Origin of the sequence: Glycocaulis alkaliphilus, from assembly GCF_004000605.1 — a bacterium.
Taxonomy (GTDB): domain Bacteria; phylum Pseudomonadota; class Alphaproteobacteria; order Caulobacterales; family Maricaulaceae; genus Glycocaulis; species Glycocaulis alkaliphilus.
The window spans coordinates 1,825,069-1,850,134 of the sequence record NZ_CP018911.1; the positions used below are offsets into that span (position 1 = coordinate 1,825,069).

A 25,066-nucleotide genomic window follows, 5' to 3' on the forward strand; every position below is an offset into this window, starting at 1 on the left:
TATGTCCGTTCAGCTATGTGCAGAAACGCCAACGACGAAAATGCCGTGACGGCGCGCGGCCTCGTCAACGGCTTCGCGTCCCAGTATCAGCGCCGCACCAGCCTCAACGGCGATGCCGGCAAGCCCGGCGGCCGCGGCGCGCTCCACGGTGGCCACGCCCACCACGGGGAGGTCTATGCGGCGCTCCTGCTGCGGTTTGGGCCGTTTGGCGAGAACGCCGCGCGGCGTCTGGCGGGTGCCGCGAATAGTCTCCGGCAGGCCGGCAACGCGCTCCAGCATGGCGTCGGTGCCTTCCTGCGCCTCCAGCGCAAGCACCAGCCCCTCGCATACGACCGCCCCCTGCCCGGCATCGAGAACGCCTATCGCCGCTGCCATCTGCATCGCCTTGTCGATGTCCTGCCGGTGCGCCTCCACATCCACATCGCCGCCAATCACACCGGAAGGGGCCAGCAGGGAGGAAGAGAGCTCATCGGCACCGACGACCTGCAGGCCGTGATCCTCAAACGCTTTCACCACGACGCGCAGCAACGCATCATCTCCGCGTACCGCTGCGGCCAGCAGCCGGGGCAGAAGCTTCGCACCCTCCATGTCCGGCACGAAGCTGCGAAAATCAGGCCGCGTCACGATCCCGGCAAAGCAGACGGCATCGCATCCGGCAGCGTGCAGATCCTTCACGACATGACCAAACTGGCCAATCGTTCTGACAACGGGATCGTCGAACCCGGCGGGGTCAGCAAACCCCTGCAGGGCGATCACACAGCCCAGCCGTCCATCAGCAGCACAGGCCTGCGCCACCAGGCGCGGCAAGGCGCCGCCCCCTGCTATCAGGCCCAAGCGTGTCCAGCCGCTGCTCATGGCTGCTAGCCCTGTTCCGGGCCGCAAAGCGGGCGGGCAGCCGGTGCCTTCACGAAATTGATGATTTCCATCACCTCAGGGCGATGTTCAAACAGGCGGCTGGCGTCCTCCACCCGTTCGGAGAACGCGCCCTCGGCGGCAAAGACCAGCCTGTAGGCTGCGCGCAGATCGTGGATCAGGTCTCGCGAGAAGCCCCTGCGCTTGAGACCGACAAGGTTCAGCCCCGCCAGATACCCGTGATTATCGACCATACCATAGGGGATGATGTCACCCGTTACCGGGGCGCCGCCGCCGACGAATGCGTAGCGCCCGACACGGCATTTCTGATGGATCGCGGACAGGCCGCCCATGATCACGAAATCGCCGATGACCACCTCACCGCCCAGCGTTGCATTATTGGCAAACACGACATTGTCGCCGACGATGCAGTCATGGCCGACATGGGCGCCCACCATGAAATAGCCGCCAGAGCCAACACGCGTCGTGCCGCGGGCGGTCTCGGTGCCCAGATGCATGGTGACGTGTTCGCGCAGCGTATTGCGCTCACCGATGACAAGGCTGACATCACCGCCCTTGTATTTGAAATCCTGGGGCGGCGAGCCTAGCGCCGCGAAGGGATGCACCACACAATCGGCCCCGATCTCGGTCTGGTTCAGCACACTGACATGAGAGATCAGACGGGTGCGGTCGCCGATCTTCACCTTCGGGCCGATCTGGCAAAAGGGACCGATCTCTACGCCCTCGCCCAGCTCGGCGCCCGGCTCGATAATGGCAGACGGGTGAATACGCGTGGTCAAGATGGCTCTCCTTGAGACTGGCGCTGCGCCGAAGTTGCCGAGAACTCCGCCTCGGCCACCTTCACGCCATTGACCCGGGCTTCGCCCTCGAAACGGAACAGCCCGCGGCGATTGGCCAGCACACGTACCGGCATGTCGAGCACGTCGCCCGGCCGGACCGGCTTGCGGAAGCGGGCACGGTCCACGCCAATGAACAGGATCAGCGTATTGGCTATGTCGGCGTCCAGCGTCTTGGACATCAGCAGCGCGCCGGTCTGGGCCAAAGCTTCGATCATCAACACGCCCGGCATGACGGGATTTTCAGGGAAATGCCCCTGGAAATAGGGCTCGCCCGCCGAGACACATTTTATACCGACGATGGACTCGCCTTCCACATAGCTATGGGCGCGATCAACCATCAGAAAGGGAAAACGGTGCGGCAGGCGGGCGAGTATCTCGTCCGGACCAATCATATGGCTTGCGTCGGTCATTGATCCCCCTTGTGAGCGGCCGGGCTACCCGCCCGGCTTGTCATCGTCTCTGTTGCCGCCGCGACCGCCAGAACGTCCCTTGGGCGTAGCCAGGCGTTTCAGGATAGCGAGTTCCCTGAGCCAGCCGCGGATGGGTTGAGCAGGCTGCCCCGCCCATGTTTCTCCCGGCGGCACATTTCCGGCAGGTGACGCGTTTGCCGCCAGCCGCACCCCGTCACCTATCGTGACATGGTCGACGACCCCGACACGTCCGCCGAACTGGGCGCCCCGCCCGATCTTCACGCTGCCGGAAACGCCTGCGAACGCCGCCATGAGCGTGTGCTCGCCAACATCCACATTATGCGCGATATGGCACAGATTATCGAGCTTGACCCCATCTCGCAGGACCGTGTCACCGAACATGCCCCGGTCGATCGTGCAATTCGCGCCCACACGCACATCGTCGCCCAGTATCACCCGACCGTAATGGGGCAGCTCCACCAGCCCGGAAGGGCCAGGTGCCAGCCCGAATCCGGCCTCGCCTATCACACTGCCCGGACCGATACGGCAATTACGCCCGATAACGGCAAACCCGATCACCGCGCAAGCAGACACGCGCGTCCCGTCTCCGATCTCGACGCCGGTTCCAATAACGGCGTTCGGACCGATATGACAGTTTGCCCCGATACGGGCACCTTCACCGACACAAGCACCGGCGCAGACAACCGCATCAGGCGCGATGACCGCAGACGGGTGAATGGCACGGCCCGGCGCGTTTTCGCGGGGCGCTACAACCCTGCTGGCGATAGCCGCAAAGGCCGCTTTGGGATGCCTTACGGCAATGAAGGCAGCCTGCGGGTGCAACACCGCATCCTGGAGCGCGCCAGCATTGCCGATAATGACACCAGCATGCGCCGCGAGAGCGTCAGGCAGCTTTGCAGCGTCGGCAAAAACAAGTGCTCCGGCTGATGGCGCGCTGGCCGACGCGACATCGACAGCCTCACAAACGGGATTGCCGGTGAGCTCGCCATGGAGCTCACCGGCAATGTCCTTCGCGTACAGCGTTCCGGCAGGCCGGTAGAACCGAGGGTCAACAGCCACCGGACTAACGTCTACTGACCGTTGCCGCTGCCACCCTCTGGTGCGCGAACACGCGTCACCGGCGTGGTCTGGATACGCTGGTTCAGCCGCTCGATCACTGCCGCGGTAACGTCAATGCTGTCAGCAGCATAGACAACCTGCGAACGGTCGAGCAGGACCGTGGCGCTACGCTCGTTCACCAGTTCCTGAAGCACAGTCTGCAGGGTTTGCAGAACCGGCTGAAGTGCCTGACGCTCCGTCGCCACCAGCTCCTGCTGGCGGACCCGGCGCAGGCGCTCAAGCTGCTGGGCGTTCTGCTGCAGCTGCTGAATGCGCTGCATCAGATCCGGACGCTGCTGGATGGCATCCTGGCTCAGCGCCGAGGTTTCAGCCTGCAGGGCCTCGTTTTCCTGGGTGAGAGGCTGGGCAGCGGCTTCCAGTTCAGTCTGGATTTCGCGGCCGATAACCTCCAGCTGGCTGGCAATATGCTGGCCGACCTGGCTCTCGGTAAGGATGGTCTCTTCGTTAATGACCAGAATGTTCTGTGCGTGGGCAGCGCCAAGCGTGCCAAGGGCAAGAACAATACCGGCAAAGAACGCGCGCATGCGTTTGCTGGCAATCTGGCTGGGTTGGAAAGTCATTGTTTTAGAACCCTGTACTTGTGCTGAAACGGAAGAACTCACGGCGGTCATACTCTTGATGGACCAAGGCTTCGGCGAAGTCAAAACGCACCGGACCAAACGGCGAGTCCCAGAAAATACTGACGCCTACCGACACACGCGGTGCCAGCTCGTCGATTGTGAAGGCCGATGTTGTCCCGCCTACGTCAGCAATCTGGTCAACTGAAGGCAGGATGCCCATCGTCCCGAACTCGGTGAACAAGCTTCCGCGGACGCCATACTGCTCGGGCAGACCCAGCGGGAAGCCCAGCTCAAGCGCGCCGATAGCGTAGAAATTGCCACCCAACGCGTCTCCGCGGATCAGCTCTCCCTCCGTATTGCGTTGTACGACACGCGGGCCAATACCCGCCGTCTCGAACCCGCGGAAGGAGTTACCACCCTTGAAGAAGCGGTCATTGATGCGCACATCATCCCCGCCCCAGCCCAGTATCAGGCCCGTCTCGCCCGTCAGGCTGAGGACAATATCGGAGCGGAAGACATTGCGGTAGATGGCGCCGCGCCCTTCAGTGCGCACATAGCGCACATCGCCGCCGAAGCCGGCAATTTCCTGATTGAGGCTCATCTGGAAACCGTTCGTCGGGCGGCGGAAATCGTCGATCCGGTTCCAGGCCACTGAATAGCCCACGAGAGAGGTGAGGCGCGAGCCCGCCGCACGGGCAATGGCGCTGGATACACCGGCAAAGGTGCGCACCTCGTCATTACGCAGTGTGAAATTCAACCCGCCTTCTACCGAAGCAGTGAGCGGGAAGCCCGTACGCAGGCTGAAGCCCGTCGATTCGGTTTCAAAGGACGCTTCCTGAGAGAAATTGGAGCGCACCTGGAACAGGTCGAAGCCGGCCGCAAGATTTCTGTCCAGGAAGCGTGGCTCGGTGAAACGGATATCGATCTGGCGGCGGCGCGAACTTTCAGAGACACGAAAACGCAGGAACTGGCCGCGGCCTCGCAGATTGCGCTCCGACACCGAGAAATCGACAAGGAAGGAGTCCGTCGAAGAGTAACCGACGCCGAAGGCGAGCTCGCCTGTAGGCTGCTCGGTCACATTCACCTGCAGCCGCGCACGGTCAGCGCTGCTCCCCTGCACGGGCGTAATTTCAACATTTTCAAAGAAGCCGAGGCGCCGCACCCGCTGACGCGACAGATTCACCAGCACCTGGTTGAAGGCGTCGCCTTCAACCAGTTCCAGCTCGCGCCGGATCACCCGGTCGAGGGTACGTGAATTGCCCAGAATATCGATCCGCTCGATATATACGCGAGGCGCCGGATTGATGACGTACTCAATGTCGACCGTCTGGGTTTCCCGGTTCGTGCGCACCCGCGGACGAACGTCAACAAACGCATACCCGGCGGCACCGGCGGCGAACGTCAGCGTATCTACGGATTCTTCAATCCGGCTGCCGACATAAAGGCTTCCCGGACGGGTAGAGACGATCGCTTCAAGATACTCGGAGCTGAGATCTTCAATCTCGGTCGTGACCGTGATCTCTCCGAAATTATAAACCTGGCCTTCGTCGACCGTATAGGTGATGTAGAAACCGGACTGGTCAGGCACCAGCTCGGCAATGGCCGAACTCACACGGAAATCGGCATATCCACGGTCAGCGTAGAATTCACGCAGCTGTTCGCGGTCAAACTCCAGACGGTCCGGGTCGTAATTGTCATTGGAGCTGAAGAAACGCCACCAGCGCGCTTCGCTGGTTACGACTTCGCTGCGCAGGCGGCGGTCGGAAAAGGCGCGGTTACCCACGAAATTGATCCGCCGAACCCCGGTCGTCGGGCCTTCGGAAATCTCGAAAACGAGATCGACCCGGTTCTGAGGCAGTTCGACAATCTGCGGGTTTACCTGCACGGCGAAACGGCCAGAGCGGCGATAGATCTCAAGGATACGCTGGACGTCGGCCTGCACGCGGGCCCGCGTGAACAGGGCGCGCGGCTGGAGCTGGATCTCGTCGGTAATGCGGCTGTTATTGATCGCGCGGTTACCTTCCAGCACGACCCGGTTGATGACGGGATTCTCGCGCACGAAGATGACGAGCGTAGACCCCTCAATGCCTACGCGGACATCCGCAAACAGATTGGTCGCAAACAGCGTCTGCATCGACAGATTGATCAGCCGCGGATCAGCCACATCGCCCGGCCGCACCAGCATGTAGGACAGGATCGTGTCCGCTTCGACGCGCTGATTGCCCTCAACAAGAATCTGCATGACCCGCACAGGCCCCTGCTCTTCCTGCAGGCTTTGCGCATCCAGCTGGGGCGCTTGCTCCTGGGCCGGCTGGGCATAGGCCAGCGGTGAGCACAGGAACGCCAGGGCCGCTATCGTCCAGACGAAAAACTTCATTGACTGCACCACCCTAGTCCCGTTCTGCCAGCCATCATGAGAAGAGGCCAACCAGATAACTCAAATCATTCCAAGTGGCGACAACCATCAGCCCGAGAATCAGCCCCAGACCGGCCTTGAGGCCAAGCGACTGAACCGAAGGGCTGGGTGGATGTTTCGCCACGGCTTCGTAGGCGTAATACACAAGGTGGCCACCGTCTAGAACCGGGATTGGCAGGAGGTTCATCAAACCGATCGCTACCGACAACAGACCGGCCAGCAGGACAAGGCTCGTCAGAAGCCGTGCCAGTGCGGCCCCCAGATCATAGCTTGCGCCTTCCTGCGCGCCGGGATCGCTGACAGCGGTATTGGCAATCTGCCCCGCCGTAGTGGCGATTCCCAGCGGACCGTTAATGTGCTCGAACGACGCCCGGAACGTGACCAGGCGCGCCATGTAGTCAACAATTGTTACTGAAATATCGGCCGTACGCGTGACGCCATGGCCTATTGCCTCGATGGGCCCGAACCGGCGCTGGACAATTTCGGCATCGCGCGACAGGCCGACGCCCAGATAACCGAATGCCCGCGTACCGCCGAGCCCGTCATCACGCATCTGCCGGCGCGGCGTGGCCTCCAGGGCCAGCTCCCCGCCGTCCCGCTCCACCGTAAAACGCATGGGCTGTCCTGCCCGCGTCATGACCGCTTGCGAGAGATCGGTAAAAGTGCGGGCGCGCTGACCATCAATGGTGAGCAGCAGATCACCGGGCTGAAAGCCGGCATCTTCGGCGGGGCTACCCGCTTCCACCATGCCAATGCGCGGCTCGATCGTTACATCGCCGCGTACCATGCCCAGTGCGGCAAACAGCACGATGGCGAGCAGGAAATTGGCCACCGGACCGGCCAGCACGATAATCGCGCGCTGCCATACCGGCTTGAAATGAAAAACCTTGTCCGCGTCGCTACGAGCAGCGCGCAGGCGCTCAAGCGTTTCGTGGTCGCGCGCGCTTGCTGCATCGGAATCGCCGAGAAAACGGACATACCCACCGAGCGGCAATCCGGCCACCCGCCACAACGTGCCCTTGCGGTCGTGCCAGCTGGCAAGCGTCGGGCCGAAGCCGATCGAAAACACCTCGGCGTGAACACCAAAAAACCGGCCGGCGAGATAATGTCCCAGTTCGTGGATGACCACGACAAAGGAAATCACGGCCACAAAGGCCGCGACGCTGAGCAGTCCCGATCCAAGCAAGTCCGTCACGCTGCCTTATGCTCCCTGTGCGAGGCTGGCGCTGCGCCGCGCGCGCGCCTTTACCAGCGATACTGCAAGCTCGCGCGCTGCAGCGTCTGCCGCGTATACCGTATCGAAGTCGGTCAAAGAACCTCTGGCTACCCCCTCACCCTGCTCCAGAGAGTCCGCAACGATTGCGGCGATGTCAAGGAAGCCGACATGACCATTCAGAAAGGCATCGACAGCGATCTCGTTGGCAGCGTTCAGGATGACCGGGCTCGCGCCGCCTTCGCGGAACGCGGCGCGCGCAAGATCCAGTGCCGGAAAACGCTGCGGATCGGGCGCTTCAAAGGTCAGCGTGCCCAGAGCCGGCAGGTCAAGACGTGAAACGCGCGTCTCCATGCGATCCGGCCAGCCCAGCGCATGGGCAATCGGGGTTCGCATGTCGGGCGTGCCCATCTGGGCCAGCAGGCCGCCATCCTGATGCTCCACGAGCCCGTGAACGATGGATTCCGGGTGAACGATCACATCCACCTTCTCTGGCGGCAGGGCGAAGAGGTGGCAAGCCTCGATCACCTCCAGCCCCTTGTTCATCATCGTCGCCGAATCCACGGAAATCTTGGCGCCCATCGACCAGACGGGATGCGCAACGGCGTCGCGCACGCTGGCGCGCGCCATGGTCTCAAGGCTGGAATTACGGAACGGGCCGCCCGATGCGGTCAGGATGATCCGGCGCACGCTGGCGGCATCGCTCCCCCCGAGAGCCTGGAAGATCGCGTTATGTTCGGAATCGACCGGCAGGATCGTTGCACCGGAAAGGCGCGCGCTTTCCATGAAAAGCGGCCCGGCACAGACAAGCGCTTCCTTGTTGGCCAGCGCGACAACCTTGCCGCGTTTTACCGCCGCCAGTGTAGGCGCCAGCCCCGCAGCACCGACAATGGCGGCCATTGTCCAGTCCGCGTCCATCGAAGCGGCCTCGGCAACAGCTGACGCGCCAGCACCCCATTGCAGGCCAGAGCCTGCCAGAGCGGCCTCCAGCACATGGGCCTGGCGTGGATCAGAAAGCGCCGTGAAGCGCGGACGGAAGCGCAAGGCCAGCTCTGCGAGCTCTGCCGCGCGGGTATTGGCCGTCAGGGCCGTGACGGCGTACTGCCCGGCGGGTGCTGCCGCTATGAGGTCAAGCGTCGCCAGCCCGACCGAGCCCGTTGCCCCCAGAATGGAAACGCTGCGCGTCATCTAGAAGCTCCCGCCCGGCCATCCGGCAGGTGCCAGAAGGGAAAAAAGGCCGGCAAAAACAGTCGCGAGCATCAAGGCGTCCACCCTGTCCAGCACCCCGCCATGGCCGGGGATCAGCGTGCCTGCATCCTTCACGCCAAACCGGCGCTTGGCGAGTGACATTACCAGATCACCTGCAACAGCCATGCCCGCAGCCGGCAATGCCGCCGCCAGCGCGTAGGCCGGGTCCAGCCCCCACATGCCTGCCACCAGAACACCGGCCGCCGCGCCGCATCCGACCCCGGCCACCAGCCCGGTCCACGTCTTGTTGGGGCTGGCGGCGGGCAGAAGTTTCGGTCCGCCCAGCCAGGTGCCGGCCAGATAGGCAAATGTGTCGGCCGCCCAGACCACAGCCAGCAGGAACAACAAGGCGCCGAGCCCGCCATCCGCCGCGCGCAATCCAACAAGGATGCTCGCCGCGCTCGCGACATAGATGAGGCCCAGCGGCGCTTCCCACGCCCTGCCCCGCCTGCGGCGGTCCAGATACGCGCCCGCCGCACCAGCCAGCACCCAGACGGCGCACCAGACCCATTCGCCATTGGCGGCCAGCAGAACCGCGCCAACGGCTGTGCCCGTAGCGATTGAGAAGGCGCGCGGCGGCGCATCCCGGTCCGACATGCGCACCCATTCCCACGCCATGGCGGCCGAGAAGGCAGCGACGAAGATGGCGAACGGGTAGCCGCCAAGCCAGACCAGCCCCAGAGCCAGCGGTGCGAGCACGAGAGCCGATGCCAGCCGGCGCAGGAATACCGGGTCTCTGGGTCCGGGAAGGCGGGCCAGCAGACTCACGGGCGGCCGCCGAAACGCCGGTTGCGCGCCTGGTAGATGGCGATCGCCTCCTTCATGTGGTCCACCGAAAAGTCGGGCCACAAAACATCCATGAAAACCAGCTCTGAATACGCACCCTGCCATAGCAGGAAGTTGGATATGCGCATCTCGCCGCTGGTTCGGATAATCATGTCAGGATCAGGCAGGCCGCTGGTATCAAGGCGCGCGGCGAAAGCCTTTTCGTCAATCTCGCCTTGCAGGGCGCCGGCCTGAGCCTCTGCCAGCAGCGCTTTGGCTGTCCGGACGATTTCGTCACGGCCGCCATAGTTGAACGCCACATTGAGATTGAATCTTGAATTGGAAGCGGTTCGCGCCTCCGCGCGGTCAATAATGTCCAGAATGTCTCGCGAAAGACCCTGTCGGCTGCCCAGGATACGCACCCGCACGCCATTGCGTGCCAGATCGTCCAGATCGGCGTCGACAAATTGCTTGAGCAGGTCAAACAGCGTGCTGACTTCCTCGGAGGAGCGCCGCCAGTTCTCGGTCGAAAAGCCAAAAAGGGTCAGATGGGTCACGCCCAGATCAGCCGAACCACGTACCAGCGCGCGGACGGCCTCCACACCCTGCCGGTGCCCCATGGCGCGCGGAAGGCCGCGCGCGGACGCCCAGCGCCCGTTCCCGTCCATAATTACGGCAACGTGGCGCGGCACCGGGATTTGGCCACCGGGTTCAGCTGACATCGCAAACAGTCCTCCCCGGACCTGTCAGACAGCAAGCAGGCAATCAGACCTGCGTGATTTCTTCCTGCTTGGCCTTAAGCAGCTCGTCGATCGCGGCGATATTATGGTCGGTGGCCTTCTGGACCTGATCGGAAAAGCGCTTGTGCTCGTCCTCGCTGATCAGATTGTCCTTCTCGGCGCGCTTGAGCGCTTCCATACCGTCCCGGCGCACATTGCGCACTGCCACGCGCGCCTGCTCGGCATACGTGCCAGCCGTCTTGGCCAGCTCGGCGCGGCGCTCTTCATTGAGCGGCGGGATCGGGATGCGGATCAGCGTGCCTTCAACAACCGGATTAAGGCCCAGCGAAGAGTTGCGGATCGCCTTGTCCACCGCTGGCGCCAGATTCTTGTCCCAGACCTGAACCGACAGCATGCGCGATTCCGGGACCGACACCGTGCCGACCTGGTTGATCGGGGTCAGGCTGCCATAGGCATCAATCTTGATCGGATCGAGCAGCGCGATGCTGGCGCGTCCGGTGCGAAGCCCGCCAAACTCCTTCTTCAGCGCCTCAACAGCACCGTCCATGCGGCGCTCGATATCCTTCAGGCTAAAATCGCCAGCCTTGCTCATACTGTCCTCACCTCTTTTGTGCCGGTTTGGGCCCGACCACGGTGCAAACGCCCCGCCCGTCAAGCACATCGGCCAGACCATTCGTCTTCTGGATATCAAACACCACAATCGGTATCTGGTTGTCGCGCATCAGGGTCACCGCCGATGCGTCCATCACTTTCAGGTCGCGCGCGATAACATCAAGATAGTCCAGCTGGTCATAGCGTTCGGCGTTCGGATCCTTCTTGGGATCGGCCGAATAAACGCCATCGACCTGCGTGCCCTTGAACAGGGCGTCACAGCCCATTTCGGCTGCCCGCAGCGCCGCCGCCGTATCAGTTGTGAAGAACGGATTGCCGGTTCCGGCCGCGAAAATGACCACCCGGCCCTTTTCCATGTGGCGCACGGCCCGGCGGCGGATATAGGGCTCGCACACCGTCGTCATCGGGATAGCGGACTGCACACGCGTCTGCACGCCCCGGCGTTCCAGCGCCGTCTGCATGGCCAGCGCATTCATGACGGTTGCCAGCATGCCCATATAGTCAGCTGCAGCCCGGTCCATGCCCTTGGCGGCTGCCTGCAGGCCACGGAAAATATTCCCGCCGCCAATTACAAGGCACATTTCATAACCGGCCTTCACCGCAGCGCCGACTTCCTCGGCAATGCGTTCGGCCGTGTTCATGTCGATCCCGTAGGACTGATCGCCCATCAGCGCCTCGCCGGAAACCTTCAAAAGGACCCTGCGATAGGGTCCGGAGGGAACCGGGCGGGCGTCGGCGGGTATCTCGCTCACGGGTATCGTTGCTCCGTCCTGTAAAGCTGTTCCGGCGGCCGGATGGTCCAGCCGCCGGAGATATTCAGATCACGATTTGCCGAGTGCGGCCACTTCGGCAGCGAAATCTTCTTCTTTCTTCTCCACGCCTTCACCCAGCACCATGCGGACAAAACCCGTCAGCTTGATGGGGGCGCCCGCATCCTTGGCTGCCGCCGCGATGGCGCCTTCAACCGTCAGATCCGGATCAAAGACGAAGACCTGCTTGAGAAGCACGACTTCTTCGTAGAACTTGCGCAGGCGGCCTTCGACCATCTTCTCGATGATGGCTTCCGGCTTGCCCGACTGGCGGGCCTGGTCGGCGAAGACCGCTTTCTCACGCTCGATGACGTCAGCAGACAGCTCGTCCACATCAACCGCCAGCGCCACAGCCGGCGAACCGGCGGCAACGTGCATGGCGACCTTGCGGCCAAGCTCGGCCAGAACAGCCTTGTCACCCGTCGATTCAAGCGCGACCAGCACGCCGATCTTGCCAAGCCCGTCAGCGGCGGCGTTATGGACATAGCTGGCCACCACACCGTTCTCGACCGAAAGCGCTGACACACGGCGCAGCGACATGTTCTCGCCAATCTTGGCGATCAGGCTGGTCAGGCTGTCCTCAACCGTCTCGCCAGACTTCGTCTTGGCCTGACGCAGCGCATCGACATTATCGGCATCGATGCCCAGCGCGGTGATTTCAGTGACGGCGGCCTGGAACAGCTCGTTACGGGCCACGAAGTCGGTCTCGGCATTCACCTCGACGGCAGCTGCCGCCATGCCATTGCCGCGTGCCGCAGAGGCAACGCCAACAAGGCCGTCGGCCGCTACGCGGTCAGCTTTCTTGGCCGCCTTGGACAGGCCCTTCTTGCGAAGCCAGTCAATGGCTGCCTCGACGTCACCATTGGTTTCAGCGAGCGCCTTCTTGCAGTCCATCATGCCCGCGCCGGTGCGTTCGCGCAGGTCCTTGACGAGAGCGGCTGTGATCTCGGCCATGGGGAGTCTCCTGTTATTTTTTGTGTCGTTCGACTTAGGCTTTGGCGTCTTCGCTGGCGGGTTCCGCAGCAGCCTCGGCTTGCGCCTCGGGGGCGTCTTCTGTCAGCGCAGGCTCGACCGCCGGGTTTACTGCAGCGCCCATATCGACGCCCAGCGACGCCTGGCTGTCGGAAATGCCGTCCAGCACCGCATCGGCGACGAGGTCGCAGTAGAGCGCGATGGCGCGGGCCGCGTCATCATTGCCGGGAATCGGGAAATCGACCGGATCGGGATCGCAATTGGTATCCACCACGGCCACGACCGGGATGTTCAGACGCCGGGCTTCCTGGATGGCGATCGCTTCCTTGTTGGTATCGATCACGAAGATAAGGTCCGGCGTGCCGCCCATTTCCTTGATGCCGCCGAGCGAACGCTCCAGCTTCTCGCGCTCGCGCGTGAGCATCAGGATCTCTTTCTTGGTGAGGCCTTGCGGGCCGCCATCCTGATCGAGAATGCCTTCCAGCTCGCGCAGGCGGGCGATGGAGATCGAGATCGTGCGCCAGTTGGTCAGCGTGCCGCCGAGCCAGCGATGGTTCATATAGTACTGCGCGCAGCGCTGCGCGGCCTGTGCGACCGGCTCGGACGCCTGACGCTTGGTGCCGACAAACAGGACGCGGCCGCCATTGGCCGCCACTTCGCGCACCTTCACCAGTGCCTGGTGGAGCAGCGGAACCGTCTGCGACAGGTCGATAATGTGGATGTTGGAACGCTCACCGAAGATGAACGGACGCATCTTGGGGTTCCAGCGGTGGGTCTGGTGACCGAAGTGCGCACCAGCTTCAAGGAGCTGACGCATGGAGAAGTCAGGAAGGGCCATATCGATTTTCCTTTTCCGGTTGGCCTCCGCAGGGCGGAGCCGGTCTTCCTGTAAAACAGGAAAAGCCAGGCACCGGATCGACGGATTCGAATACCGAACCTGCCGTTGCCCCACGTGCGGGATTGCGGGCGCGCTTATAGGCGTGCTTTGCCCTGCAGACAAGCGCCTGTCTGCGGTAGCCGGCCGGAATTTGACCGGCCTGGCCGGTCAGACTGCCAGTGCCTCCACGGCGCTGACACCCGGCACCTCTTTCAGGGCGCTGCGCAAGGCCGGATCCAGCCGGTATCCGCCCGGCAGCCGCACCCGCGCACGCGAGCGCCCCTCAACCGGCAAATCGAGCACCACGACCCCGCGCCCCTCGCTTCCGGCAGAGCCCAGGCGTGACAACCGGGCATGGATGCCATCAAGCGCGGCCACATCCTCCACCTCAACACACAGGCCCGGCAGTTGCGCCTCGCGCAGCAGCCCTTCCAGGGGCTCGCAGCCATCCATGATAAGCCGTATCTGCTCGTCCTGGTCCTCGACCTTGAACGTCGCCAGAACCCCCTGCCCGGCCTCCAGAAGGTCACGCACCTCATTGAACACGCGCGGCGGAACCAGCGCCTCGAACTCGCCGCTAGGGTCAGACAGGGTGAGGAAGGCAAAGCGCTCATTGGAACGGCGGGAGATTTTCTCCTGCCGGCGGCGGACAATGCCCGCCATGCGCACCGCCTTTACAGACCCCTCCTGTACACGCTGGACCAGCTCTGACCAGCCCACCGCGCCGCGCCGCGCCAGCACTTCGCTAAACGCATCAAGCGGGTGGCCGGACAGATAGAAGCCGATAGCGGCCAATTCCTCGTCCAGACGCCGGGAGGCCTCCCACGGCTCGAAGGAAGGTAAAGGCGGACGCTCCAGCGCCACCGGATCACTCCCGCCCCCGCCAAACAGGGAAACTTGCGCAGAATCGCGTTCAGCCTGCGCGGCCTGCGCAATCGCGCATAATGTTTCTGCGGCAGCCATGACACGCGCGCGATCCGGCTCAATCCCGTCGAATGCCCCTGCCCGCGCCAGCGTCTCCAGCAGGCGCTTATTGACATTGCGCGCATCCACGCGCGCGGCAAAATCATAAAGGTCCGCGAACGCGCCGCCATTATTGCGCGCGCGCACGACCTCTTCCATCGCGCCCATGCCGGCACTGCGCACCGCGCCTAGCCCATAGCGCACGGCACCGTCCTCGACCGAAAAATCGGCCAGCGAACGGTTGATGTCCGGCCCCAGCACAGAAACGCCCATATGGCGGCATTCCTGGAAGAACACGGCCAGCTTGTCGGTATTGGCGGCGTCCAGGCTCATCAGCGCGGCCATGAAGGCGACCGGGTGGTGCGCTTTGAGCCAGGCGGTCCGGTAGGCGATGAGCGCATAGGCCGCCGCGTGGGATTTGTTGAAGCCGTAACCGGCAAACTCGGCCACGAGATCGAAGATATAGGAGGCTTTATCCTCTCTCACCCCGCGCTCGGCAGCGCCCTTGAGGAAGCGCTCGCGCTGCTTGTCCATCTCCTCCTTCTTCTTCTTGCCCATGGCGCGGCGCAGGAGATCGGCCTCGCCGAGCGAGTAGCCCGACAATATCTGGGCGATCTGCATCACCTGTTCCTGATAGATGATGACCCCGTGGGTCTCTTTCAGGACGGGTTCCAGATCGGGATGGAGGAAGTCAGGATCAGACCGGCCGAACTTGCGTTCGACATAGATGTCGATGTTCTTCATCGGGCCGGGACGATAGAGCGAGATCAGCGCGATAATGTCTTCAAACGTGTCCGGCTTCACCTTCTTGAGCGTATCGCGCATGCCGGAACTTTCCAGCTGGAACACACCGATCGTACTGCCCGCCGCCATCAGCGCGTAGGCCGCAGGATCGTCAAGAGGGACCGCATCCAGATCGATGTCTTCGCCCGTGGACGCCTTGATATACTCCACCGCACGCGCCATCACGGTCAGCGTTTTCAGGCCCAGAAAGTCGAACTTCACAAGCCCCGCGGGTTCGACCCATTTCATGTTGAACTGGGTGGCGGGAATATCAGAGCGCGGATCGCGGTAGAGCGGCACAAATTCGGTCAGCGGCCTGTCACCGATCACGATACCGGCTGCGTGCGTGGACGCGTTCCGGTAGAGGCCTTCGAGCTGGAGGGCGACCGTCATCAGCCGGTCGACGGCTGCATCCTCGCGCCGCATGGCCTGCAATTTGGGTTCGGTGTCCACCGCCTCGGCCAGCGTGACAGGCTGGGCCGGATTGTTCGGCACCAGCTTGGCAATCCGGTCCACGACCGGGAACGGTATCTGCAGGACCCGGCCGACATCGCGCACGACCGCGCGCGCCTGTAGCGTCCCAAAGGTGATGATCTGGGCCACGCGGTCCGAGCCATAGCGCTCCTGCACATAGCGGATCACCTCGCCCCGGCGCTCCTGACAGAAATCGATATCGAAGTCCGGCATGGAGACGCGTTCGGGGTTCAGGAAGCGCTCGAACAGAAGACCAAACCGCAACGGATCGAGATCGGTAATCGTCAGCGCCCAGGCTACGACCGAGCCTGCACCCGAGCCCCGGCCCGGCCCGACCGGAATGCCTTGCGCCTTCGACCACTGGATGAAGTCGGCAACGATGAGGAAGTAGCCGGGGAAGCCCATGCGCTCGATGACGCCCAGCTCGAAGGCCAGCCGGTCCTCGTATTCCTTGAGGGACGCTGCCGGTTCCACGGCCGCCAGCCGCGCCTTGAGCCCGTCCCGCGCCCGCGCGGCAAGCTCCTCGGCCTCGGTGCGCCCTTCAAGCCCCGGAAAGCGCGGCAGCACTGGGTCACCTGTGCGCGGCCGGTAGGCGCAGCGGCGCGCAATGTCGAGCGTATTGGCGATAGCCTCCGGCAAGTCGGCGAACACGGCCGCCATTTCAGCACCGCTTTTGAAATAGTGCGCGGGCGTGACCTTGCGGCGGTCATCGACGATCACATAGGTCGACTGCGCGATGCACATCAGCGCGTCGTGGGCCTCATGGCGCTCCGCCGTCGCGAAGTATGGCTCGTTGGTCGCCACCAGCGGCAAATTGCGGGCATAGGCCACAGGGACCAGCCAGTCTTCGGCGGTCACATCATCGGCCCGCCCATGGCGCTGCAGCTCAATATAGAGCCGCCCGGCAAACGCTTCACAGAGCCGGTCCAGCACGGCCTCGGCGCGCGGTGCCTTGCCGGAGACAACCAGACGGTTGAGCACGCCGTCATATCCGCCCGTGAGGCAGATCAGCCCGTCACTGTGTTCGAGGATCGCGCTGAGCGGCACCGAAGGTTCATCAGCGGGTCCGACATCGAGATAGGCTGACGAGGAGAGCGAAACGAGATTGCGGTAGCCGGCCTCATTCTGGACCAGCAGGACGAGCGTGCCAGTGGGGACAATTCTCTCCCCGGGCCTCTCCGATTCCAGCTTCACAGACAGGGTGCAGCCGATGATCGGCTGCACGCCCGCACCGGACAGATATTCGGAAAACTCCAGCGCGCCGAAGAGATTATTGCTGTCGGTCAGCGCCAGCGCAGGCATGTCCATCTCGCCGCAGAGCTTTGCCAGCTCCGGGATGCGCGTGGCCCCCTCCAGCAAGGAATAGGGCGAACGGCTACGCAGGTGGACGAATGCACTGTCGTTCATACCCGTCTCCTGTAGCCCTGACCGTCAGACAGATTGAAAGTCTCACCGGATTCGGGCGCGCCACCGACTTGCCATGACAGCCCTACCCTATGAGCGCCGTGCTCCATGTCAGCACAACGGCAACGAACCCGAGCGTAACAAAGGCGGTGCTGGCCTCTTCGATCAAGCGCTTCATGTGAGAACTCCTGTTGAAAATTGCGATATTCCCTGTTTGTTCCACTTGAAGTATTCGCTTTTTGTTCCGCCGTCAAGCCGAATCGCCCCGGCGGCAGAAACAATGTCCGCCCCTATTGATTTCATGAGGAAAATGCGAGGCCGTCAGGCCGCGACGACGCGGCCATTCTCCAGCGTGACGACCCTGTCCATCCGCGCGGCCAATGCGAGATTGTGGGTGGCGACCAGCGCCGCTGCGCCCGCCTCACGGCACGCCGCCGCCAGCGCGTCAAACACCTGATCGGAGGTCGCCGGATCGAGATTGCCGGTCGGCTCATCGGCCAGCACCACACGCGGTTCGCCCACCAGCGCGCGCGCGATGGCGACACGCTGCTGCTCCCCGCCGGAAAGCTGCGCCGGCAGATGGGTCAGCCGGGCGCCAAGCCCCAGCTTTGTCAGCCAGTCACGCGCCTTGGCGCGCGCCTTCGCCTTGCTCTCGCCTGCGATCAGGCGCGGCAGGGCGACATTATCGAGCGCATCAAGCTCAGGTAGCAAATGGTGGAATTGATAGACAAAACCGACTTCGCGGCGACGCAGCGCGGTGCGGCCGCGCTCGTTCAGCGCGAGGCCGTCAATACCCGCAACATGCACCGAACCGGCATTGGGCTTTTCCAAAAGCGCGGCCGCGTGCAGGAGCGAGGACTTGCCGGAGCCCGAAGGGCCAACAAGGCCGACCAGCTCGCCAGGCATCAGGTCGAGATCGGCCCCGCTGAGCACCTCGATCAACTCGGCATCGGTCTGGTACTGGCGCACCAGGCCGCGAATGGAAAGGGCCGGATCACTCATAGCGCAGCGCCTCCACCGGATCGATCCGCCCTGCCCGCCAGGAGGGCGGCAGCGTGGCAATCAGCGCGGTCGCAAAACCCCACACGGCCACGAACGCCACTTCAGCCCAGTCCAGCCGCGCAGGCAGGCGGTAAAGCAGATAGACGGACGGATCGAACACATCGACGCCCGTCACGAACGCCAGGAAATCCTGTATCGGGCCGATAAACACGGCGATCAGCACGCCCAGAATGATGCCCGCAATGGTGCCCAACACGCCGATGGCCGCGCCGGAGATGAGGAAAACGCGCATTACCGCGCCTTGCGTCGCGCCCATCGTGCGCAGAATGGCGATATCGCGGCTCTTGTTCTTCACCAGCATGACGAGGCCGGAAATGATGTTCATCGCCGCAATCAGTACGATGATGGAGAGGATCATGCGCATCGCCATGCGCTCCACCTGCAGCGCGGTCCAGAAGGACTGGTTCTGCCGGCGCCAGTCAAACACGGCGGTGCCGGGAGGCACGAGCTGGCGCACAGCCTCCACCACCGCCTCAGGCGCATCGGGATTGGTCACGCGTATATCGATATAATCAGCGCCGCCCGATCGCCCGAAGAACAAAGCGGCCTGCTCCAGCGGCATGAAGACATAGATCCGGTCGAGATCGAGAACACCCATGGAAACAACACCGTCCACGACATAGTTTTTGCGGCGCGGCACTGTGCCCATGGGCGTAGACGCACCCTGCGGTGCCAGCAGTGTAACCGTGTCGCCTGCACTGACGCCCAGCTGCGCGGCGATGCCGGAACCGATCAATATGCCGTCGCCGCCATGATGGCCGACACCGAAGTCATCAGCAGACCCTTGCACGATGCCGCCGCCCGCTGCGGCCGCATCGCCTTCACCGGCAATGAGATCGAACTGGCCAAGGTCAGACGGGCGCACGCCAATCACCTGCGCCCCGGAAGCGCCGCGCTCCGAGCTGATCAGGGCCTGCGCCGCGATGATCGGTCCGGCCTGGCGCACGCCCGGCACCTGATTGATCCGGTCAACCAGATCACCCGTCAGCGCCGCGCTCTCAGCGGTATAGACATAGACATGCGGCTGCACGCCCAGCAGGCGCGACAGCAATTCGTGGCGGAAGCCGTTCATGATCGACATGACGGCGATCAAAGCGGTCACCGCCAGCGTGATACCGATAAAGGAAATCACTGATATGAGCGTCACACCGCCATGCTTGCGCCGGGTTCTGAGGTAACGGAAAGCCAGCAGGAATTCCCAGGCGCTGAACGCGCCTGCGCCTTTGCTATTGCCGGGCTGTGCTTTCGCTGAACTCATTTGCCCGCCTGATCCGCTGTCAGCTGAGAGAGTGCGCTTTCAAGGCTGACCTCAAAGCGCTCGCCGGTGGCGCGGCGCTTGATCTCCACCTTGCCCTCTTTCAGCCCGCGCGGACCGGTAATGAGCTGCCAGGGCACACCGATCAGATCCATGGTGGCAAACTTGCCGCCCGGACGCTCATGGGTGTCGTCCAGCAGCGGGTCTTTTCCAGCCTTCACCAGCGCGTCATAGGCGCTCTGGCAGGCCGCATCGGTATCGGCGTCACCGGGTTTGAGATTAATGATGCCCACGCCGAACGGCGCAACGCTTTCCGGCCAGATACACCCGGCCTCGTCATGGTGCGCTTCGATGATCGCGCCCAGCAGGCGCGACACCCCCACCCCGTAGGAGCCCATATGGACCGGGCGGTCCTTGCCGTCGGGATGGGTGACGTTCGCGCCCAGCGGCGCCGAGTACTTGGTGCCGAAATAGAAGATATGGCCCACTTCAATGCCGCGCGCGGACAGACGCCGCTCTTCGGGCACTTCGGCTGCAAAGCGCTCCGCCTCGTGCATTTCCTCGGTCGCGGCATAGAGCGAGGTGCGCGCGTCGACAAGGGGCTGGAGATCGCCGTCAAAATCGACGTCGAGGCCCGGCGCGCCCATATCGACGAGGGCGGAATCGCAGAACACCTCGCTCTCGCCGGTCTCGGCCAGGATGATGAATTCGTGGGAGAGGTCGCCGCCAATCGGGCCGGTATCGGCGCGCATCGGCACGGCTTTCAGGCCCAGCCGGTCGAACGTGTTCAGATAGGCCACGAACATGCGGTTATAGGCGCGGCGGGCCGATGCCTCGTCCAGATCGAACGAATAGCTGTCCTTCATCAGAAACTCGCGCCCGCGCATCACGCCAAAGCGCGGGCGGATCTCGTCGCGGAACTTCCACTGGATGTGATAGAGAATCTTCGGCAAGTCCTTGTAGGACCGGCAGTATGAGCGGAAGATCGCGGTGATCATCTCCTCATTGGTCGGTCCGTAGAGCAGATCGCGCTCATGGCGGTCGACAATGCGCAGCATCTCCTTGCCGTAATCCTCATAGCGCCCGCTCTCGCGCCAGAGATCGGCCGGCTGCAGGGTAGGCATGAGCAGCTCGATCGCCCCTGCCCGGTCCTGCTCCTCGCGCACGATCTGTTCGATCTTCTTGAGCACCCGGAAGCCCAGCGGCAGCCAGGAATAGATGCCCGCCGCTTCCTGCCGGATCATCCCGGCGCGCAGCATCAGCCGGTGCGAGACGATCTGCGCATCGGCAGGCGTTTCCTTCAGGACGGGCAGGAAAAAGCGGCTAAGGCGCATGGAAACGGTCTCGCGTCAGGGCGGTTGAACAACTGGAGCAACGATTAGACCGCACCGTCAACGCCCGCAAGGCACGCATTGCGGCTAAGGGGGTTGAAACGTGTCATGGCCCGTGCCTTCAGGGTTTCTCCCCCCGTTCACGGGGGGAGTGGTCCGAAGGACCGAGGGGGGGATAAAACGAAAACCTCCCCCCTCCGCCTTCTTCGAAGGCACCTCCCCCGTAAACGGGGGAGGAAAGAGCAGCACGCTCCGAGCATGAATCACCGGCACAAATCAATGCAGGCAAGCCAGACTGCAGGCTACCGGTACTCAGGCCCCCAGAGCGTGTTGAGGTCGATCAGGCCCAACTCCATCACCGCAAAGAAAACCAGCCAGAGCACGCTGGTGATGACGGTGGTCAACAGCGCCTTCTCCTTAAGGCGCGGATTGACCGGCGCGCCGGGCTCACTGCCATCGACAATGTCACCCGCCTCGTACTGGCCCTGTATGCGCAAGGGCAGCACCGTGAAGATCACGATCCACCAGGTGATGAGATAGACCACCAGCCCCTCGACAAAGCCCACCTCGCCGGAGGTGACAAATAACTGCGCGAACATGATCACCAGCGCCAGAACGCTGAGAAACAGGCCGAGATAGCGAAACGCGGGTTGAACCTGCACGCGCGGACGCTCTGCCATCAGTGCGCCCCCTCATCCGGTGCCTGCATCAGCTCGACCAGCACGCCGCCCGTGTCCTTGGGGTGGACGAAGATCACCGGCACGCCGTGCGCGCCGATATAGGGTTCGCCCGTGCCGAGCACTGTCGCGCCGCGTTCACGCATTGCATCACGCGCCGCCACGATGTCGCTGACTTCAAAGCACATATGGTGCTGGCCACCCTTCGGGTTCTTCTCCAGGAATTTGTGGATCGGGCTGTCGGCGCCCAGCGGTTCGATCAGCTCGATCTGCATGTTCGGCACGGAGACGAACACGACGCGCACGCCCAGATGGGGGAAATCCTTCGCCTCGGTCGCGTCAATGGCACCATAAAGATCGGCATAGGTTTTCGCCGCCGCCTTCACGTCCGGCGTGGCTACGCCAACATGGTTCAATCGTCCGATTTTCATGAGCGCGCTTCCCTAGACCATCAACACCATGGCTTCGACGACGGGCTTCTTGCCCCATAGCCGGTTGGCCTCGCGGCGCACGGCCTGTCTCACCACTTCCTCCACCTCGTCCTCGTCGCGGCGCGCCTTGTTACCCATTTTGGCAAAAGCCCGCTCGGCGGCATCGGCCAGAGCATCGAGGAATTCATCCATATCATCACCGCCGGTATCGGGCACACCCAGCGCCCGCAGGTCCGGCCCCGAAACGATCTCGCCCTTGCCGGAGACCGCCAGCGCCACGCTGATCGCGCCGCCATAGGCCATCTTGCGCCGTTCGCGCATGGAGCTGGCCTCGGCATCGACGATGAAATTGCCATCGAGATGCAGGCGGCCCGCCGGGGCTTCATCGATAATGCGCGCGCCGTCCGCATTGATGGCAATCAGGCTGCCATTGCTCGGGATGACGGCGGAGGGAACGCCCAGCTGTTTTGCATAGGCCGCGTGCTCGATCAGATGGCGCGCCTCGCCATGCACGGGGATCGCCACTTTCGGCTTCGCCCATTCATACATTTGCTTCAGCTCATCGCGGCAGGGATGGCCGGACACGTGGATATGCCGGTCGCGCTCGGTGATGATCTTCACGCCGCGCAGAGCCAGCCGGTTCATCAGATCATAGATGCTGCGCTCATTGCCGGGGATCACGCGCGAGGAGAAGATGACCGTATCACCCTCGGTGAGGGTCACATTACGGTGCGAACGGTCAGCAATACGCGAGAGCGCCGCACGCGGCTCGCCCTGACTGCCTGTGCAGACAAAAGCGATCTTGTCGCTGGGGAAATAGCCCGCCTCTTCCTCTTCGACGAAGGGCGCGCACGATTGCAGGAGACCCACGGACTTCGCCGCACCCGCCATGCGGTGCATGGAGCGGCCAACCAGACAGACGCGCCGCCCATTGGCCTCAGCCGCCAGGATAGCCGTTTCAAGGCGCGCGACATTGGAGGCGAAGGCGGCAATCGCCACCTTGCCCTTCTGCTCGGCGATGACCTTGGTCAGGCTTTCGCGTACGCCTGCTTCAGAGCCCGCCTCGCCCGGCGTGAACACATTGGTGCTGTCACACACCATGGCCAGAATGCCCTCGCGGCCCAGCGCCTTGATGGCTTCGGGGTCAGTCGGTGCGCCGATCAGCGGCTCAGGATCGATCTTCCAGTCGCCGGTATGCAGGATCAGGCCCGCAGGCGTACGGATGGCAAGCCCGTTCGGCTCCGGGATGGAGTGCGTCAGCGTGATGAGTTCGAGGTCGAACGGTCCGATGTCGAACCGGCCGGTCAGCGAAATCTCGCGGACCTTGGCTTCGTTCGACAGGCCGCGCTCGGCCAGCCGGTCACGCATCAGATAGGCGGTAAAGGGCGTGGCCCAGATGGGGCAGCGCAGCCGCTCCCAGAGATAGGCCACCGCGCCCATATGGTCTTCGTGGGCATGGGTCAGCACGATGCCCAGAAGCTGATGCTTGCGCTCTTCAATGAAGCGCGGGTCGGGCATGATAACGTCAACGCCGGGCGTCGTCAGATCACCGAATGTCACCCCGCAATCAACGATGATCCATTTACGGTCCTCTTCCGGCCCGAAGCCGTAGAGGTTCAGATTCATGCCGATCTCGCCCGAACCGCCCAGCGGCAGGAAATAGACCGTGTTTTCACTCTCACTCACGCCTCAGGCTCCTTTGCGGACGCTATTGAGGCGCCAGACTTCCAACAAACCGCGAATGGTCACATCCGCGTCAAAATGATCGATAGCGCGCGAGGCGCCCTCAAAGAGCGACGCCACGCCGCCGGTTGCGATGACACTCATGGGCTGGCCGTACTCGGCGCGGATACGCCCGATCAGCCCGTCTATGAGGTCGATATAGCCCCAGAACACGCCAGACTGCATGGCGCCGACTGTATTCTTCCCGATCACGCGATCAGGCTTCTCGATGGCGATGCGCGGCAGCTGCGCCGCCGCATTGTGCAAAGCCTGCATGGAGAGATTGATGCCCGGCGCGATGATCCCGCCCTCAAACACCCCGTCCGCGGACACGATATCGAAGGTCGTCGCCGTGCCGGAATCCACAATGATGAGATGGCCGGGATACTTCACCCGGCAACCCAGCGCATTGACCAGACGGTCCGCACCTGCCTCTCCCGGCCTGTCCAGATTGACGCTGATACCCAGATTGACGCCTGCATCACCAATCACCACCGGATCGGTCTTCAGATAGCGCTTTGACAGATTGCGCAGATTGAACAGGGATTGCGGCACCACTGATGAAATGACGCAGGCCGACAGATCGTCGAAGCTGAGGCCCTGCAGGGTCATCAGCTGCGCCAGCCAGACCGCGTATTCGTCCGCCGTACGCGGGCTGTAGGTGGCGGTGCGCCATTGCGCGCGCCAGTCCTTGCCGTCATGAACGGCAAACAGCGTATTGGTATTGCCGCAATCAATCGCCAGCAGCATCGCGTTCAGCCTTGTGGGTTAGCCGGAAAGAAGACATCGCCTGCGGAGATAAGCCGTCTTGTGCCATCTGCCAAATCCAGCCGCAGTGCGCCATCGGGCATCAGATCGGCGAATATGCCTTCCACCGTCTCGGTCTCCAGCCGCGCCACGACCCGCTCGCCGAGCCCGTGCGCGCGGGCGAGCCACGCATCGCGTATCGGGGCAAAGCCACTCACCTGCCAGCGCTGCAGCCAAATATCGAAATGATGGGCCAGCCGCTCCCCGGCATGGGCCGGGTCAGGCTTGGTGCCATGGGCGGCAAGGCTGGTCGCGGGGCGCTCGGAATCTTCCGGGTGATGGGCGAGATTGACGCCGATCCCGGCAGCCAGCCACAGACCGCCGCCCGGAGCCGCGCCAGATTCCAGCAATATGCCACAGACCTTGCGGCCCTCGATCAGCACATCATTGGGCCATTTCAGGCGCGGATTGAGACCGGGAGCAAGTTCCTCGACGAGATCGGCGACGGCCAGGGCTGCGGCAAAGGAGAGCCGCGCCGCATCACCGGCCTGCGTATCGAGCACGTAAAGCCCGGTGATGAAGAGATTGCCGGGCTGGCTTACCCAGGTGCGGCCGCGCCGTCCGCGCCCTGCCCCCTGACGGTCTGCGCGTATCCAGACCGGCCCGCGCTCTCCTGCGAGCGCCCGGCGGCGGGCCTCTTCATTGGTGGAATCCAGCTCGGCGTAGTGATCGATCCGCAGCAC

General features: G+C 63.2%; 23 protein-coding genes. All 23 read right to left on the reverse strand.

Translation table 11 applies throughout. From position 1 onward, the window contains the following. Positions 1 to 9: 9 nt before the first annotated feature. The 23 genes from X907_RS08690 to X907_RS08800 all read right to left on the reverse strand — a co-directional run bounded on the left by X907_RS08690 (position 10) and on the right by X907_RS08800 (position 25,066). Positions 10 to 855: an LpxI family protein gene (locus X907_RS08690; RefSeq protein ID WP_127567120.1), complete on the reverse strand. Its 846-nt coding sequence runs from the start codon at positions 853 to 855 to the stop codon at positions 10 to 12. A gap of 5 nt (positions 856 to 860) precedes the next feature. Then, positions 861 to 1,652, reverse strand: coding sequence for an acyl-ACP--UDP-N-acetylglucosamine O-acyltransferase (lpxA, locus tag X907_RS08695; RefSeq protein WP_127567122.1), 792 nt, complete (start codon positions 1,650 to 1,652; stop codon positions 861 to 863). Then, complete coding sequence (gene fabZ / locus X907_RS08700; protein WP_127567124.1) at positions 1,649 to 2,122, reverse strand: 3-hydroxyacyl-ACP dehydratase FabZ; 474 nt, start codon at positions 2,120 to 2,122, stop codon at positions 1,649 to 1,651. Before fabZ ends, lpxA begins: the two co-directional genes overlap by 4 nt. Before the next feature lie 24 nt (positions 2,123 to 2,146). Then, the gene (lpxD, locus tag X907_RS08705) at positions 2,147 to 3,202 is read right to left on the reverse strand and encodes a UDP-3-O-(3-hydroxymyristoyl)glucosamine N-acyltransferase (protein ID WP_127567126.1); all 1,056 of its coding nucleotides are present in this window, start codon (positions 3,200 to 3,202) and stop codon (positions 2,147 to 2,149) included. An 11-nt stretch (positions 3,203 to 3,213) separates the two neighbouring features. Continuing rightward, positions 3,214 to 3,822, reverse strand: a complete 609-nt coding sequence (locus X907_RS08710; RefSeq protein WP_233352269.1) for an OmpH/Skp family outer membrane protein — start codon at positions 3,820 to 3,822, stop codon at positions 3,214 to 3,216. Between the two features lie 4 nt (positions 3,823 to 3,826). Further along, positions 3,827 to 6,199, reverse strand: a complete 2,373-nt coding sequence (gene bamA / locus X907_RS08715; protein WP_127567128.1) for an outer membrane protein assembly factor BamA — start codon at positions 6,197 to 6,199, stop codon at positions 3,827 to 3,829. A gap of 34 nt (positions 6,200 to 6,233) precedes the next feature. Beyond that, a complete protein-coding gene (locus tag X907_RS08720) occupies positions 6,234 to 7,433 on the reverse strand; it encodes a M50 family metallopeptidase (RefSeq protein WP_127567130.1) in 1,200 nt (399 codons plus the stop codon). A gap of 6 nt (positions 7,434 to 7,439) precedes the next feature. Continuing rightward, positions 7,440 to 8,639: a 1-deoxy-D-xylulose-5-phosphate reductoisomerase gene (gene dxr / locus X907_RS08725; RefSeq protein WP_127567132.1), complete on the reverse strand. Its 1,200-nt coding sequence runs from the start codon at positions 8,637 to 8,639 to the stop codon at positions 7,440 to 7,442. Continuing rightward, the gene (locus X907_RS08730; protein ID WP_170175398.1) at positions 8,640 to 9,467 is read right to left on the reverse strand and encodes a phosphatidate cytidylyltransferase; all 828 of its coding nucleotides are present in this window, start codon (positions 9,465 to 9,467) and stop codon (positions 8,640 to 8,642) included. Then, positions 9,464 to 10,186, reverse strand: coding sequence for an isoprenyl transferase (locus X907_RS08735; protein WP_127567136.1), 723 nt, complete (start codon positions 10,184 to 10,186; stop codon positions 9,464 to 9,466). Before X907_RS08735 ends, X907_RS08730 begins: the two co-directional genes overlap by 4 nt. Positions 10,187 to 10,229: 43 nt before the next feature. Further along, positions 10,230 to 10,796, reverse strand: coding sequence for a ribosome recycling factor (gene frr, locus X907_RS08740; protein WP_127567138.1), 567 nt, complete (start codon positions 10,794 to 10,796; stop codon positions 10,230 to 10,232). A 7-nt stretch (positions 10,797 to 10,803) separates the two neighbouring features. Further along, the gene (pyrH, locus tag X907_RS08745) at positions 10,804 to 11,559 is read right to left on the reverse strand and encodes a UMP kinase (RefSeq protein WP_373870270.1); all 756 of its coding nucleotides are present in this window, start codon (positions 11,557 to 11,559) and stop codon (positions 10,804 to 10,806) included. A gap of 78 nt (positions 11,560 to 11,637) precedes the next feature. Continuing rightward, the gene (tsf, locus tag X907_RS08750; RefSeq protein WP_127567139.1) at positions 11,638 to 12,579 is read right to left on the reverse strand and encodes a translation elongation factor Ts; all 942 of its coding nucleotides are present in this window, start codon (positions 12,577 to 12,579) and stop codon (positions 11,638 to 11,640) included. Positions 12,580 to 12,613: 34 nt separating this feature from the next. Beyond that, positions 12,614 to 13,435, reverse strand: a complete 822-nt coding sequence (gene rpsB / locus X907_RS08755) for a 30S ribosomal protein S2 (protein WP_127567141.1) — start codon at positions 13,433 to 13,435, stop codon at positions 12,614 to 12,616. Positions 13,436 to 13,642: 207 nt separating this feature from the next. Further along, positions 13,643 to 17,101 carry a DNA polymerase III subunit alpha gene (dnaE, locus tag X907_RS08760; protein ID WP_127567143.1) on the reverse strand — a complete coding sequence of 1,153 codons (3,459 nt, stop codon included), beginning with the start codon at positions 17,099 to 17,101 and terminating at the stop codon, positions 13,643 to 13,645. Between the two features lie 318 nt (positions 17,102 to 17,419). Then, positions 17,420 to 18,100: an ABC transporter ATP-binding protein gene (locus X907_RS08765; RefSeq protein WP_127567145.1), complete on the reverse strand. Its 681-nt coding sequence runs from the start codon at positions 18,098 to 18,100 to the stop codon at positions 17,420 to 17,422. After that, positions 18,093 to 19,418 (reverse strand): lipoprotein-releasing ABC transporter permease subunit, encoded by a 1,326-nt coding sequence (locus tag X907_RS08770; protein ID WP_127567147.1) that lies wholly within the window; start codon positions 19,416 to 19,418, stop codon positions 18,093 to 18,095. Before X907_RS08770 ends, X907_RS08765 begins: the two co-directional genes overlap by 8 nt. Next, the gene (gene proS / locus X907_RS08775; RefSeq protein WP_127567149.1) at positions 19,415 to 20,749 is read right to left on the reverse strand and encodes a proline--tRNA ligase; all 1,335 of its coding nucleotides are present in this window, start codon (positions 20,747 to 20,749) and stop codon (positions 19,415 to 19,417) included. The genes X907_RS08770 and proS overlap by 4 nt, the downstream gene beginning before the upstream one ends. A gap of 299 nt (positions 20,750 to 21,048) precedes the next feature. Next, the gene (locus X907_RS08780) at positions 21,049 to 21,426 is read right to left on the reverse strand and encodes a DUF1467 family protein (protein ID WP_127567150.1); all 378 of its coding nucleotides are present in this window, start codon (positions 21,424 to 21,426) and stop codon (positions 21,049 to 21,051) included. Next, positions 21,426 to 21,854: a methylmalonyl-CoA epimerase gene (mce, locus tag X907_RS08785; protein WP_127567152.1), complete on the reverse strand. Its 429-nt coding sequence runs from the start codon at positions 21,852 to 21,854 to the stop codon at positions 21,426 to 21,428. The genes X907_RS08780 and mce overlap by 1 nt, the downstream gene beginning before the upstream one ends. 12 nt (positions 21,855 to 21,866) lie before the next feature. Then, positions 21,867 to 23,480 (reverse strand): ribonuclease J, encoded by a 1,614-nt coding sequence (locus X907_RS08790; RefSeq protein ID WP_127569424.1) that lies wholly within the window; start codon positions 23,478 to 23,480, stop codon positions 21,867 to 21,869. A gap of 63 nt (positions 23,481 to 23,543) precedes the next feature. Continuing rightward, complete coding sequence (locus tag X907_RS08795) at positions 23,544 to 24,326, reverse strand: type III pantothenate kinase (protein WP_127567154.1); 783 nt, start codon at positions 24,324 to 24,326, stop codon at positions 23,544 to 23,546. A gap of 5 nt (positions 24,327 to 24,331) precedes the next feature. Further along, positions 24,332 to 25,066: a biotin--[acetyl-CoA-carboxylase] ligase gene (locus tag X907_RS08800; RefSeq protein ID WP_127567156.1), complete on the reverse strand. Its 735-nt coding sequence runs from the start codon at positions 25,064 to 25,066 to the stop codon at positions 24,332 to 24,334.